This is a genomic window from Methylobacter sp. (assembly GCF_036845245.1).
GTDB lineage: Bacteria > Pseudomonadota > Gammaproteobacteria > Methylococcales > Methylomonadaceae > Methylobacter_A.
This window is the reverse complement of sequence record NZ_DAIUEH010000047.1, coordinates 1-14,241: the sequence shown is the minus strand read 5'-3', so window position 1 is coordinate 14,241 and position 14,241 is coordinate 1. Positions and strand designations below refer to the sequence as shown.

Here is a 14,241-nt window from a genome sequence, read left to right as displayed (position 1 = left end):
TTGGCTCTATTTACTCAATGTTTCAGCAATATCTAATCGAAGAAGCAGATTTTGAATAGTCAAAACCAAAACAAAACAGGGTTGAACCTCACCATGTAGAATAGAGGCCATATCCGCTGCAAAAAGAATTTCCCCAGAAGACGCTTGTTCTACAAGCTCTTCAATAAGCACCAAAATTTCTGGACTAGACGCCAATAAATCTCGCAAATGTCGCAAGGAGTTTTCCAGCCCCACATAGGCCGAGGTTAGTGCTTCTTGCTCCAAAAGAGGTCGGTCTTTAGCCCCATAACCAAACTGCTTTATTCCTGAAATTTCAACGAGAGGATCAATTACTGCTGTAAACGCTCGTGCTCGTATATCATCCAGTACGGCTATCCCTTCCTGTTCCAACCATACTTGAGCCAAACCCTTCTGTGGAAAAAGCGTATCCACACCACCGATGGTCAGGTGATCTATCGCAATTCCGTTTATCAGTGGAACCAGAGTTAAATTGCGTCCGAAACCAATAGCCGCTCGTATACTGTCTTTATTTTCATCCACGATGAACGGCCAGTCGGCAACATCCTCAATGATTATGGTAATAAGTATCTCTATCGGAGGCCATGGAGCAACTTCATTTTCTTTGAATCGAGCATACAGATTTATTGACAAAGAAATAGCAACCAAAGCTTGCTTGATTTCGGTAATCGGCGCTCAGTTGCACCACGAGCTACATGAGCAGCGAGCCGGAACGCAGTTTTCCGTTGCGCTTTTGGTTTATGCCAAGTTTGAATTGGATTTACATTACGCACACCAGATTCCCCTGCCATAAAACGAAGTCCCTCAACAATCTGTCGAAGTCTTTGCAATTCTTTAGGTGCCACTTCATCCAACAACTCCCATGGTTCGTTCTCAGTAGCAGCATCGATATGCTTAAGAATCCCACCAGTCCAGGCAATATAACAGTTGGCATCTTCCGGCAACTTGTTAAAGCGCTTGATAAGGTTTACCGAACAGTCGAACAATACATTTTGAAGATCAGTGACAGCAATGTTTTTCTCGGCACTTCCCTTCCCAGTGGATGCTTGAGGTGAAAATCGTGGTGGTGTCAGCGTTTCCGCTTGGTTATTGTTAGAATTTAAGCGTTCGCAGTTAGCCTCACTGACCTTCCCCTTGCGAAACCATTCGTCTAAAACATTTTCCAAAGTTGCAACCAGACCACGAAGAATAATTGCTGCCCGACTCAAATAATCCGTATAGCTGGGTGCAGCAACTCGATCAGCGACTGCGATTCGCCATCGTTTGTTCCAATCGGGTAATGCTGATGGAGGCAGATTCTTGCGTGGAATACGCTTGGTTGCCAATTGAAAATCCCCGTAGCCAGCAATTTCCCCATCCTGACTTACCGCGTTTGATATTGCTAATTCAGCTTGTGGAGCAATGGCAAGCAGAAGTTCACACAAGTGAACTACCTCACTATGCGTATCTGGCTGACAAGAGGCCGCGACGCAATGTAAGTCAGCGCATACTGCCAAACCTTCTTCCTCATGCCGCAACTCAGGACGGGAAACCCACGGCACTTCGTCATAGATACGATCCAGCAAGGTTTGTTGTCCAGCGGCGTCAACCCAAATCTTTGCAATACCTGGGTCAATTAAACCCACTGTACCAAGCAAATTCGCAACATCCTCTATGCTATCGGCCTTCAAATCTGGCTGGATAGAACTTAGTTGATCAAGTAAATTACTGGGAATCTCGGTACCTATAATGGCACTGAGCAACTCATTCAATACTCTGAGGCAAGTCTTTTGCGAAAACAACTTGCTTGTTGTGTCCGAAGATAAGCGTGAAATCAATTGGTTGCGCGGATTATTATGCGCAGAGATTTCTATTGCCGAACAAAATGATCGGGAAGCTGCTTGCAAATGAGCAAGTTGTGGAATATCAAGAGGTTCAATACCCGGCAGGCCAAACAATGCAACACAAGTAAGTTGTGTTCTAGGTAGCGCCTGCACATCGGGACGCTTGAGCCATGCGCTAACACTAGCGACAATGTGAGCTTGCCCTAATCCCCGTAATGCACTAACTGCTATCACAGGATCAGGTTCTTGATTCAATCGGACGATAATTTCATCAACAAGTCTCTCCTGCCATTCTGCGTTGAGTTCACAAGTACGAACAATGAAAGTCTCTATATCTTCCGCAGGCAGACAATGCAAAGTCGTAGCGATTGTTCGCTCAGCGGTAGGTGGCGGAAATTCGTGACATAGATGAAATAATTCCTTAGCGCGAAGTTGATGTAGCGCACCGATACGCCCTGAACCGATGTCCCGAATCAGGTGTTCATCAAACAGACGCCGCAGAGCAAGGGAAATCTCTGCTTCTGAAAGTTTAAGTGCCATTGGTAACCGTTCCACATCAACAGTGGCACCAGCAGCACCTGCCGCTGCCGCCACTCTAAGAACAGCTAGTTCGCCGTCTCGTCCAATATCACGAACCCGATTAGCAACCTGAGCGCGTAACACATCGGTTAGACGGGTTCCTTCGGACAGAAAGTACGTATATTCCAACAGAAGCCCTTTGCTCTCTTGCCAAGGTTCGCGCCACCCTGCTGATTGAGTCTGAGAGCGCCTCCGAAGTTCTTTCCACAAACGTTCAGCCAGTTCATCATCACCTACCTCACGGATTTCAATGGCACGTGCCCGTTCAGTCAAGGGAAATAAGTCCTCTTCCCGAGCCGAACCCAATAGAATTATTCCCGGTAGCGAAGCCGCTTCTCGAGCCAACGCGTCCCATCCCTCGGTAAGGCCACGACCAATATCGTCAAACGCGAATCCAACGGGAGTTTGGATTGAAGCTCGATATGTTTTAACAAAACTAACAAGAGAAGAAACCTGATCGACTGAAAGGCTGCGAATACGGAACCATTTCTCAACATGGCTTGCTGCTCTAGCCACTTCCCACATGAGTGCAGATTTTCCTGATCCAGATGGCCCGACAATTAAGACGTTACGTCGCGCATCAAGCGCGTTCAATGTACGTTGCCGAGCGGCAGGGCGCTCAACAACCAAACCTGCGGCGAGATGTCCAGGTTGGACGTCCATACCAAGATAAAAGTGTGGATCGTCAATGGGAGTTAAAAAATCAATTTCTTCGCATATCCTCTCCGGCGGAACAATAGGACGCGCATAGGGTTTAATATCTTCATTCGTAAATGATTGGTTATCTTCATCAGCCCTGCTACGGCAAGCTGCCAACAAATTTAAAAACGCTCCCTCAGCCTCATGCCGAAAATCCACATACTTAAAACGCCGCAATGCATCAGGCAACTTGCAATCATCCAGCAGCAACGGAATAAACCGCCGCCCTTTATTCGACGGGTCGCGAAACAACACCGTGCTGCGCTCCATCTTCACCCAATCCGAACCCAACGCATGTTCCGACAAACACAGAACCAGCACCCGCGCCGCTTCAAGCCCATGCTCGACAGCCAGATAAATATCGTCACCCGGCTTAATCGCCCATTCATCAAACCAGACCCGTAAACCCTCCGCCCGCAAGCGTTCCGCCAAGCTTCGCACCCGTTGCTTGTCGTTAACATTGTGGCTCAAGAAAATATCGAAAGAAAAAGCTGTGTTCATGTGCATCCTGTCCAGACTCTTTGTGGGCTTTATTGATAAAAAACGCATTGTCGTTGTGGCGGACATGATACTTTCGCCGCTAGGCTTTGTCCTAACTTTTATCCTGCGCTACACTGGGGCTTGCGTTATTCTGGCGCGCACGGCGCGCCTACGGTTGTTATGTCGGATTATCATGACTGGCGTGGGTGCGTAGGGCGTGCCATGCGCGCCTTTTCGTGGTGTGAATAATCAATACTCTTTTGCTATTTGGGCGCGCGCGGCACGCCCTACGAGGTTGTTATGTCTAATTATCGACGGGTTTATGTGCCGGGCGGGTTATATTTTTTCACGGTGAAAACCTTCCGCAATCAACGCTTCCTGATCGATGACGATGTCCGGGGGGCGTTGCGCGAAGGAATTGAATTTACCCGGCAAAGCAAACCTTTCGATATTGTTGCCTGGGTGCTGTTGCCCAATCATTTACATTGCATTTGGCGCTTACCGCCAGGCGATGCGGATTTTTCCGCTCGCTGGAGCATGATTAAACGCACCGTGACGCAACGTTGCAGTGCACGTTTAAATCGCCCGGAATGGCAGAGTGCGCGGCGACTTAAGCGGCAACAAGGCACGCTCTGGCAACATCGCTACTGGGATCATTTGATCCGCGATGAAGACGACTTCAACCGGCACATGAATTATGTTCACTGGAACCCGGTTAAACATGGGTTTGCGGCCAAGGTCGCGGATTGGCCGTATTCGAGTTTCCACCGGCTGGTGCGTAGCGGGTGGTATGTTGAAAGTTGGGGAGCAAAAATTGTTTTCGATGACAACTGCGAATTCGGCGAATAAGACTCACGATCTACTTGAGAAAAGGCGCGCACGGCGCGCCCTACTTGAACTTGCTCATTGGCTCATCTTTCTACAGCAAGCTTTCACCCGTCGTTTGAGCTATCGTAAAGCTAAAACACCCGGTAGGGCGCGCCGTGCGCTCCTTTTCAATCTAACCCAATCATTGGCGCGCATGGCACGCCCTTAAGTCTCCCCACTGTCACGAAATCTTAAACAAACGTTCATGTCTTTGTCACAGAAGAGTTTTATTCTCCATCCTGAAGGTTAATGCTTTTCATCCTGTAAATGATCGTCAACGACTTTTGCAGTGTTTCCTTAGGAGGATAAAGATATGAAACTGCTCTATTCCATTCATAAATACGACGTTTTCATGTTCACCTGGCTGATCAATGCCAGAATGCACTCCACCTTAACCAAGTTTAGCCGTTATATCTCAAAAACCGGCGACGGCCAGCTGTATGTAGTCATCATCGGCTTGCTCTATTGGCATGAAGGCATTGAAAGCCGGTTCCTGCAAGCTGTCCTATTGGCTTTTTTAATCGAAAGGCCGATTTATTTCGTATTGAAAAACGGCCTGAAGCGCAACCGCCCGCAAGCCGCTTTACAAAACTTCCGCAGCACTATTACACCCTCGGATAAATTCAGTTTTCCATCCGGCCATACTTCCGCCGCTTTCATGATGGCGACTTTACTTGGATATTATTTACCCCCGTTAATGATCCTTCTTTATTGTTGGGCGACATTGGTCGGCTTCTCCCGTGTGGTATTGGGCGTGCATTTCCCGACCGATATCTTAGTAGGCGTCATTTTGGGCATCAGCACTGCACTCTTTAGTTTGGGACAAATCGTTATATGAGAATTTTTTACGGTGTACAAGGGACCGGTAACGGCCATATCACTCGCGCACGGGTTATGGCGAAAGAACTTTATGCCGCCGGAATTGACGTCACTTTTCAATTTACCGGACGCCCCGCGGATAAGTATTTCGACATGGATGTTTTTAACGGCTATCAATCACGCACCGGCCTGACTTTTCACACCGAGAAAGGCCAGGTCAATTATTTTAAAACGGCTCTTGATGCAAAACCCATCACTTTCATAAAAGATATAAAGTCCCTGGATTTGAGCGGCTATGACCTGGTGATCAGCGATTTTGAACCGGTCACCGCATGGGCGGCCAAAAAACGGAAAATACCTGTCCTAGGCATCGGTCATCAATATGCGTTTAATCATAAAATCCCCAGAGAGGGATCAGACCCTATCGCCGACCTGGTCATGAAGAGCTTTGCCCCCGCCGATGTGGGCGTCGGTCTGCATTGGCATCATTTCGGCCAACCCATTTTGCCGCCCATCATCGACACGCTCGAAACCCCCAAAAGCATCATCAAAAACAAGATTATTGTCTACCTGCCTTTCGAAGATCCCAATGAAGTCATCCGGCTTTTATCGCCTTTCGAGAATTTCGATTTTCATGTGTATTCGCCGGAAGTGGTTCCATCAAAATTCAGCCACATCACCTGCAACCCGTTGTCGCGCGACGGTTTCCAAAAAGATTTATACGATTGCGCCGGGATTATCAGCAATGCCGGGTTTGAGCTGGCCAGTGAGTCGTTGCAACTGGGCAAGAAAATTCTGGCTAAGCCGCTGCATGCGCAAATGGAACAGATTTCCAATGCCGCGGCATTGCATCAATTAGATTACGGCCATGTCATGCACGATCTGGACAGTTCAGTTATTGAACACTGGCTGCATGACGACCGCGCCGTTCATATCACCTATCCCAATATCGCCAAAGTGCTGGTGCAATGGATACAAGACGGTATGCCTGAAATGGATACCGATTTTGTTGAAGCGGTCTGGAGCACTGTGGAAGTTTTGCAGATTAAGCAGTAGCTTGTTAACGCGCTGCCCATTGAAACCGCGAAAAAACGCTTCCAAGGAACGGTCCCGCTTGTTCAAAACATTGCCACTTAGACCTTCCAGGTTTTGAAAACCTGGAAGGTCTCCGATTAGCTTGTCTCGTGCCTTTCGCGTGTCGCCTACTTTTGGTTTTCGTGCACAGTGCGTAACATCAGTTTATTATCAGGTTACAACAAATGGTCGACTGTAGCGGCTTCAATTAGCGGAATTCATTATCCGAGCCCCGAACCACCAATACTTGGGCAAAGCCCCCGCCGAGGGTGCGAAAATTGGTCGTTTGCCCTTGGTATAAACGGGCACTCGTCAATTGCGTCCGGCCTTTATAAACATAATGGCGCAGATCAAGTTTAAAATCGACGATTTTATTTTCCACCTCCAGTTGCCGCTCACTAGGTTGCACTAGCGTTTGCGCAACATAATCATTCTGCAAAATATCGGCAAAAACCCGCTTGGTCAATTTATCACCGCGGTAGGCTGCTTTACTGCCATAACCCTTAGCTGGCTTGAAAAACAAGTGCTTTCTGGCAGCCCACAATATGTCAGCCTGATCAGGATTTACCGTGACGGTATGAGCGATGCCGGTAAGCAGCACAGCCCTGGTTTTCTCGTCAACGCCCATATCCAGCAATGCCGCTTCGTCAGTCAGTAACGCCAGGTTTCTTTTATCTGCGTAAAGTGCATGAGCCTGTGGATGGGGAGTAACGACGACGGCTTTTGCCAGGTAGGCTTCGAGTAAAGGCCGATGCGCCGCCGCTTCCAAGCCGAAATCCGTCAGCCGATTGTAGACCAGGTCGATGCGCTGGTTTTCGTACCACAGCACGTGGTTACGAAATACCAGCTCGGACGGATCGCAAATAACGGTGCGGATGTTATGTCGTTCAAACAGATTCCTGAACAATATAAACTCCGGCAGCATATATTGGGTTTCCGGATTTTCATCGACTATAGCGATCGAATATAAAGGATGTCGACAACGCTCGGCATGCCATTCTTCAAGAAACATCTCGATAAATGCTTGTTCCGGATCAGGACTGCCTGTTGCATACGCGAGTTGTGCCAATACTTCTTCCGCCGCCAAGTCACCGCAGAGTTTTTGTGTACGCGTAGCGATGGCATTGAGTAAAGCGCCGCCGGCATTGGTGTTGATTTCAATTAATTGCGGACCTTCGGCACTCAAATGAAAGTCATATCCGAAAAAAACGCCGTGCGCCTTGGGTATGAATTTAGCGGAAGCCGGAGCGTATACAAGAACGCGCTCCCGGTAAGCCGGCAAAGCGACAACATTTTCTACTGCAGCAATAATCTCGCGCTGTTTTTTTATACAGGTATCGGTAACAAAAACCGCGGATTCGGCAAACATGTATGGACGTTCTTCAACAATCATCCGGTACAGATTAGTGTCGTCTTGCTGATGCGATAATTCCGCCTGCATTGCATCGCGGTTGAGCGATGCCCAGCGGCATTGGCTGTTGAGTTGTTCGGCACTTTGTTCGCAATGATGCCCGGCGGCCGTTTGTAATTGGCATGAATTGGATAGGAGCGTCATTTAAACTTTATTTGTTGCCGGCAATGGTATTCACCAAACTCGTACGGGACATCTGTAATCATTTAGTACAGTCGATTGATAATGAACGGGCGCTAATCATAGAACAAACTGCAACTTATACCCATCAATAATTTTTGCCGGTCAAATTTGATGTTTTTCGACTATAAGTGATATGACTCATTAATTTATTAAACTGTGTTATATAACATAATTAACAAGACCAATTTCAACTAAGCTCAATTAAAGTAAATTAAAATCAATACGTTAAATATTGGCATCATTCATGCTTTAAGTTTGTTTTTGTTACTTAACCGCATAGAAGAGGTGAAAAATGAGTCAGCAATCAGCACCCACAGAAATTAAAAAAACCGATAACGGCTCTCTGTTACTGGGAACCGGTCTAGTTGTTGCTTCGATGATTTTAGTGCCTGCTTTGGCCGTCAGGCTTGGCTTGGGAGCCAGCCTGACCGGAGCATTAAGAATTGCCTTGATGAAAGCCTCAAGCCGGGCGGTTAGCGGTACACCTGATATATCCAAAGCAGCTTAACCATCATAGCGGCTATTTTTACGAAGACATTGTGTCAATGTATTAATGACAGCTAAATTTTCGTAGAATAGCCTCAAGTTTCTCCCCATCCAATTGAATGGACTGTCTGAACTTATACATCGTCAGTTAACGGCCAAAATAAAACCTTTACTGTTGGAGGAAAATTCATACTTTGTTGAAATCGCCAGCAGACTAAATAACGTAATCAAGCATAATGAATGATACTAAAGAAGTGTGCGATCTTTGTGGGTTAGTTATCGAAACACCGGGTTTTACATTGAAAACTAAAGAAGGCGATAAAGCGTTTTGCTGCGAAGGATGCAAAGGTATTTATCAATTGTTAAATGAAGATCAGATTTTGCCTGAACCTAATCAGGATTAACTATTCGCCGATTATTTAAATTATTAAGGAAAAATCGATATGAAGCTCGCAGCTAAAGAAGTCGTTAAAGGGTCAATTGTTTCATCTACAGTACATACGGGGAATAAACTGATGAGTAATGTTGCTAAACATCCGGTTCTGGTTTTTGGTTTGGGCGTGGTAGCCGGCTATCTGGTCTATAAATACAGGAAAGAAATAATTTCCAGCACAACTAAAGCCGTAGATGCCGGCAAAGATTTTGTGTTGCAACAAAAAGAAAACCTGGAAGACATAGTCGCAGAAAGCAAGGAATAACAAAGGATTTCATTTAAAGCAGGTTCATTCTTACCGAATGCGTGACTTCATTAACGGGTGCTTTTCCTGTCTGAATAAATACGGGGCACCCGTTTTGTTTTTCCAGAGGCTTACTTAAAGTTATGTCTATCCAAAAAGAATTTGTGCTGCGTTATCGTGTGGACGGGCATGTAAGATTTCAAATACCTGCCCAAATTTGCGATGTTGATGTGGCCAGAGCGGTAACGGACGGGCTTTCCGGAATAGATGGCGTATACCGCGTTAAGCTCTATCGCAGCCAGCGAAAATTATCTATTCGTTTCGACGAAGCCGTTTGCGATTTCAAATCGTTGGCCAGGCAATTGTTTAATTTGCTTGCCGAGCTGGAAAAACAAGGCGGCTTAAATCCAAAACCGGTTGCAAAACCGGTATCGTGGAAAGATAAAGCCAAATCCGGATTAAACAATTTTAAAGCCACGCGCTGGGCCAAGGAAAAATTCGGCGATGCGAAAGAGACCGTACAAGCGGCCAAAATCATCACTAAATTGGGCATGAAAAAGCCCACGGCGTTCATAAAAGACCCGGAAAAAGCCGTTATTGATTTTTTAAACGATATTCTGGTGATCTTTCTTATCCGGCTGCACTGGAACAATATTACCCAGCACTGGTTAGTCAGACCTCTTAAGCATCGTTATGAATGGATGGCTCTATTCTATATGTTCTTTTTGCTGGTTCGCTCACGTAGACAAAAATAGACTCTTCATGAGTCGGTGCATTTCATAGATAAACTCATACAGCTACTTGAGGCTGATGCCAGGAAACCGTTTATTACAAATACGGTTTCCTGATCGAACCGCTACCGGCTGTCGCATTCCTCCGGCATATTTTAAGAACTGTCGTTATATGAATACACAATCTCCCATCCCAAAAAATTTCCAGCTGGTTCATCAATTAAATCGGCGTATCAGGATTGTTTCGCCTATCCTGAAGAACGATCAAGAGCGCTGCTATATCTTCGAAATCCTGCTAAAGAAACGGCCGGAAATTAAAAGGATACGCTCAGTTTACGCGTTGGGTTCTGTCGTTATTCAGTTCGATCACATCCGTTTGCCGAAAAAGAATTTGCTTATCCTGCTGGATGCGGTGCTGGCTAATATTGCCCGGAGACAAGCCGAACAGCAAGAACAACAAAAGAAGGTCTTTGACGGTTCGGTACAGGAAGTAGATCTCGCTGTTGAGGGCATGACCTGCGCATCCTGCGCTTTGCTGATAGAAATGGTGCTAAAGCGCGATCCGCGAATCAAACAGGCCAGCGTCAACTTCGGCACCTCAACCCTGACGGTTCATGGTCAGTTAGCCAAGGATGACGTGAGCGCCAAGGTTGCGACTCTAGGCTATCAAACCTACGCGATGGATACCTTATCCCAACGTAAAAAATTGATCGAAAAAGAGCAGCAAAGGATTGTTGTCGCTAAACGCCGATTTGTTTGGTCTGCAATTTTGAGTTTTCCTGTTGTCGTTGTCGGCATGAGCATGCCGACATCGCGCTGGTTGCACTGGCTACAGTTTGCGCTGACCACGCCGGTGGTGTTCTGGCCGGGCTGGACTTTTTTTGCCAAAGCCTGGCGTTTGGCAAAACAACGAACGGCGAATATGGACTCATTGATTGCATTGGGCGTAGGTTCGGCTTATGGCTATAGCCTGCCTGCATTATTCAGGCGTAGAGGCCATCTCTACTTTGAAGCAGGCGCGGCCATTATTACCTTTGTGTTGTTGGGCCGCTTTTTAGAAGAACGGGCAAAAGGCCAAGCCGGGGAAGCGATACGTAAACTGGTCGATTTGCAACCGCAAACCGCAACACTGATCCGTGACGGCCAGGAAATCATCATTGCGGTTGACGATTGCGCGATAGACGATGTGCTGCTGGTGCGTCCCGGCGAGAAAATCCCGACCGACGGTATCGTCATACAAGGCGTATCGACGGTCGATGAAGCCATGGTGACCGGAGAAAGCTTGCCGATCGTCAAAGACGTCGGCCATCAGGTGATTGGCGGCTGCGTCAACGGCAACGGCGCGTTGCGTATCCGCGTAACAGCGGTGGGCATGGATACCGTATTGGCGGGCATCGTGCATATGGTCGATCAGGCGCAGGCAACCAAGCTGCCTATTCAAAAACAGGTCGATAAAATTTCCGCCGTGTTCGTACCTTCCGTGATGGTGTTGTCGGGCTTGACCATGGCCGGGTGGCTCTTAGCGGGCGCGCCGTTCGGCTTTGCTTTCGGCAACGCAATCACCGTATTGCTGATCGCCTGCCCTTGTGCACTGGGCTTGGCAACTCCCGCTGCCATTATGGTGGGGGCTGGCCAAGCCGCGAGCGAAGGCATTTATATCCGCAACGGAGAAAGTCTGGAAACCGCGGCAAAGCTTAATGTCGTCGTTTTCGACAAAACCGGCACGATTACCGAAGGCAAGCCTAAAGTCACCGACTTGCTTAAATTGTCGCGAATCAGCGCGGAAAAAATAATCCGCCTGGCCGCCTCGGCGGAACATAACTCGGAACATTTCCTGGCCAAGGCTATCGTCGCCTACGCCAGGGAACAAGCTATTGAATTACAGGAATGCGCGCATTTTTATAGTGAAACCGGCCGGGGCATCAAAGCCGGCGTAGACGGCAAGGAACTATTGCTGGGCAACAAGGACTGGCTGTTGGAACAAAACATCGAGGTTGACGGCTTATTGACGGCGGCCGGCGATTTTTCCGAACAGGGCAAAACACCGGTATTCATGGCAATCGACGGCAAGGCGGCGGCGGTATTCGGTATTGCCGACAAGCCAAGACCGCAAGCGATACAAGCCATCCAACACCTGAAAAAACTGGGCATCCATACGCTGATGGTCACTGGCGATACCGAAAAAACCGCTCACTATATCGCCGCCAAAGTCGGAATTGAAACGGTCATTGCCAATGCCAAACCGGAACAAAAACTGGCGATCATTCACCAGTTCCAGCAGCAAGGTAAAAACGTCGGCATGATCGGCGACGGCATTAACGATGCGCCGGCTCTGGCGGCTGCCGATGTCGGATTCGCTATCGGTACCGGTACCGACATTGCGATTGAATCGGCCGATATGACGCTGGTTCACGGCGACATCACTAAAGTGACCGAGGCTATACAGTTAAGCACCGATACCATCAGGATTATCAAGCAAAACCTGTTCTGGGCGTTTGGCTATAACGTTGTCGCGATTCCGGTTGCGGCGATGGGGAACCTGAACCCGATGATAGCCTCGGCCGCGATGGCCTTAAGCTCGGTTTCGGTTATTGTTAACTCATTAAGATTAAATAAAAAATAGGATCGCAATGGATCATTCAATGATGGATCATGGCATGCAGCATGTGGTTGCTGCTGCCGGTGGATTCGACTACGGACTGGCCTTTATGGCCGGCGTATTGGGTAGCGGACACTGCGTCGGAATGTGCGGCGCGCTGGTTTCAGGATGCTTTATGAAGTCAGGCATGAAGCCCGGTGCTTCAAGAAACTATTTTCCGTATTTGGTTTATCAGATTGCCAGAATACTCGTTTACACCCTGGTTGGATTTGCCGCCGCTGCGCTTGGCGTCGTTCTGGTTTCCAGCGGCATGCTGGGTAAAGTTCAAAGCCTGTTGCAAATGTTTGTCGGCTCCGTGGTCATTTTTCTTGCCTTGGGCATACTAGGCTGGATTCCTTTCCAAGGCTCGGTAAAACTGCTGCCGATGACCGTATTGCGCCGAGGTTTTGCTGAGTCGAGAAGCCAAGGCCCTATCCTTGGCGCAACGATTGCCGGATTATTGAACGGCTTGATGCCCTGCCCGTTAACCTTTGCGATGGCGGTTAAAGCGACCTCGGCAACGACTATCATGGAAGGCGGCCTGTTAATGCTGACCTTTGGCGCAGGCACACTGCCAACTATGCTATTCGTCAGCGTGGCGTTCGGCAAAATGAGCGCCCACTTTAGAGGATTAATGTTGAAGTCAGCGGCGCTGATTATGATCGCGATGGGCTGCAACACGATTTACATGGGCCTATCGTTTTATGTGGCGGAAAACTTTCAGCAGCATAACTTCATCCACGACATTAAAAACGAAATCGACGTGGTTATCCTATTTCTGCAACAAATGCTTGAATACTATAGCGGCATGATAAAAAGTATTCAGGGCGATTAGCTAGGGGCGCATCGCGCCCCATTTACAAATACAAAAAATCAGGTTGATTTTAAAACATTCCAACCGGCAACCCATTTCGATAATCAAAATATCTGATATTGCTGCGCCCCATTCCGACTGAGCATGACAACCCCGGTTAACGCTTTGAATGCAAAGCATCGTGATTTTGCTCAGTGACAGAGGGCTCAAACGAACTGACAGGATTGAGTTTTATGAATGGGACAAGGTTTTTCATTATGTTTTTCAACAATCGCGGAAACTGCTCTCGTTCATATCGAAAAATCTTGTTTTGCATAATTGCATAAAAATAGTAAGCAGGCACGGCGATAATCAGACCCCACATGGTGGTTATTAACGATTTGTCGATGGCTGACACCAGCGCTGACATATCTCTTTTACCAACAATGGCAAATTGCTCGAATGTTCCCATAATGCCGACTGTTGTCCCCAGTACACCCAGCAATGGTGCGATAACATAAGCCGTGGATAGAGAAGACAGCGATTGATAAAGTCTATCCATAACATCATCAATGGGCGTGGGATTGACATCGGGATGAATCGACTCACCACGCTCGCCCGCTTCAATGTAAGACAAAATGACTTTTGCCAGCGGTGAAGAATGCAACATCAGACGTTCACGGAACGAATCGAACGCCTGCTGATTGCTTATGCCTTTGGCTTCTTCTATCAGATCCTGCGGCATTACACGAGAAATTCGTAAGTCCAAGAATCTTTGTAAGATAATACCTAAGGTATAAATTGATAGAGGAAGTAGCGCCAACATGGTGATTCCACCCTGAAGGACATACTCGTCAAAATAGTTTTCGCTCATTTCCATAGTTGTTATTTTTAAACGCAAACAAAAGATTAGGACTTACGCAAAATTAGACTTTAAGTGTCGTCAATTCAACCCAAAGTTGG

13 protein-coding genes are annotated in these 14,241 nt (G+C 47.5%); 9 read left to right on the top strand and 4 right to left on the bottom strand.

Going from position 1 to position 14,241, the window contains the following annotated elements; translation table 11 throughout:
• Nucleotides 1-6 precede the first annotated feature (6 nt).
• Entirely contained in the window at nt 7-666 is a 660-nt protein-coding gene (locus V7051_RS18535) for a hypothetical protein (protein ID WP_334181167.1), read from the bottom strand.
• Nucleotides 642-3,620 (bottom strand): toll/interleukin-1 receptor domain-containing protein, encoded by a 2,979-nt coding sequence (locus V7051_RS18530; RefSeq protein WP_333877472.1) that lies wholly within the window; start codon nt 3,618-3,620, stop codon nt 642-644. Before V7051_RS18530 ends, V7051_RS18535 begins: the two co-directional genes overlap by 25 nt.
• 279 nt (nt 3,621-3,899) lie before the next feature.
• On the opposite strand from V7051_RS18530, the gene V7051_RS18525 reads away from it, so the two are divergent.
• The 3 genes from V7051_RS18525 to V7051_RS18515 all read left to right on the top strand — a co-directional run bounded on the left by V7051_RS18525 (nt 3,900) and on the right by V7051_RS18515 (nt 6,341).
• Nucleotides 3,900-4,448 carry an REP-associated tyrosine transposase gene (locus V7051_RS18525; RefSeq protein WP_333877474.1) on the top strand — a complete coding sequence of 183 codons (549 nt, stop codon included), beginning with the start codon at nt 3,900-3,902 and terminating at the stop codon, nt 4,446-4,448.
• A 331-nt stretch (nt 4,449-4,779) separates the two neighbouring features.
• Nucleotides 4,780-5,304, top strand: a complete 525-nt coding sequence (locus tag V7051_RS18520; RefSeq protein WP_333877475.1) for a phosphatase PAP2 family protein — start codon at nt 4,780-4,782, stop codon at nt 5,302-5,304.
• Nucleotides 5,301-6,341, top strand: coding sequence for an MJ1255/VC2487 family glycosyltransferase (locus V7051_RS18515; RefSeq protein WP_333877476.1), 1,041 nt, complete (start codon nt 5,301-5,303; stop codon nt 6,339-6,341). Before V7051_RS18520 ends, V7051_RS18515 begins: the two co-directional genes overlap by 4 nt.
• Nucleotides 6,342-6,567: 226 nt before the next feature.
• On the opposite strand, the gene V7051_RS18510 is transcribed toward V7051_RS18515, so the two are convergent.
• Nucleotides 6,568-7,914, bottom strand: a complete 1,347-nt coding sequence (locus tag V7051_RS18510; protein ID WP_333877477.1) for a hypothetical protein — start codon at nt 7,912-7,914, stop codon at nt 6,568-6,570.
• 331 nt (nt 7,915-8,245) lie between these two features.
• On the opposite strand from V7051_RS18510, the gene V7051_RS18505 reads away from it, so the two are divergent.
• From V7051_RS18505 to V7051_RS18480, 6 genes are all read left to right on the top strand, one after another.
• Complete coding sequence (locus tag V7051_RS18505) at nt 8,246-8,461, top strand: hypothetical protein (RefSeq protein WP_333877478.1); 216 nt, start codon at nt 8,246-8,248, stop codon at nt 8,459-8,461.
• Nucleotides 8,462-8,675: 214 nt separating this feature from the next.
• On the top strand, nt 8,676-8,843 hold the full coding sequence (locus tag V7051_RS18500) for a heavy metal translocating P-type ATPase metal-binding domain-containing protein (RefSeq protein WP_333877480.1): 168 nt from the start codon (nt 8,676-8,678) through the stop codon (nt 8,841-8,843).
• 39 nt (nt 8,844-8,882) lie between these two features.
• Complete coding sequence (locus V7051_RS18495; protein ID WP_333877482.1) at nt 8,883-9,137, top strand: hypothetical protein; 255 nt, start codon at nt 8,883-8,885, stop codon at nt 9,135-9,137.
• Nucleotides 9,138-9,259: 122 nt separating this feature from the next.
• Nucleotides 9,260-9,871, top strand: a complete 612-nt coding sequence (locus V7051_RS18490; protein ID WP_333877484.1) for a hypothetical protein — start codon at nt 9,260-9,262, stop codon at nt 9,869-9,871.
• A gap of 148 nt (nt 9,872-10,019) precedes the next feature.
• The gene (locus V7051_RS18485) at nt 10,020-12,470 is read left to right on the top strand and encodes a heavy metal translocating P-type ATPase (protein WP_333877486.1); all 2,451 of its coding nucleotides are present in this window, start codon (nt 10,020-10,022) and stop codon (nt 12,468-12,470) included.
• Between the two features lie 7 nt (nt 12,471-12,477).
• A complete protein-coding gene (locus V7051_RS18480) occupies nt 12,478-13,320 on the top strand; it encodes a sulfite exporter TauE/SafE family protein (RefSeq protein ID WP_333877488.1) in 843 nt (280 codons plus the stop codon).
• 136 nt (nt 13,321-13,456) lie between these two features.
• Here the strand turns inward: V7051_RS18480 and V7051_RS18475 are convergent, their stop codons facing one another.
• On the bottom strand, nt 13,457-14,152 hold the full coding sequence (locus V7051_RS18475) for a MotA/TolQ/ExbB proton channel family protein (RefSeq protein WP_333877489.1): 696 nt from the start codon (nt 14,150-14,152) through the stop codon (nt 13,457-13,459).
• Between the last annotated feature and the right edge of the window lie 89 nt (nt 14,153-14,241).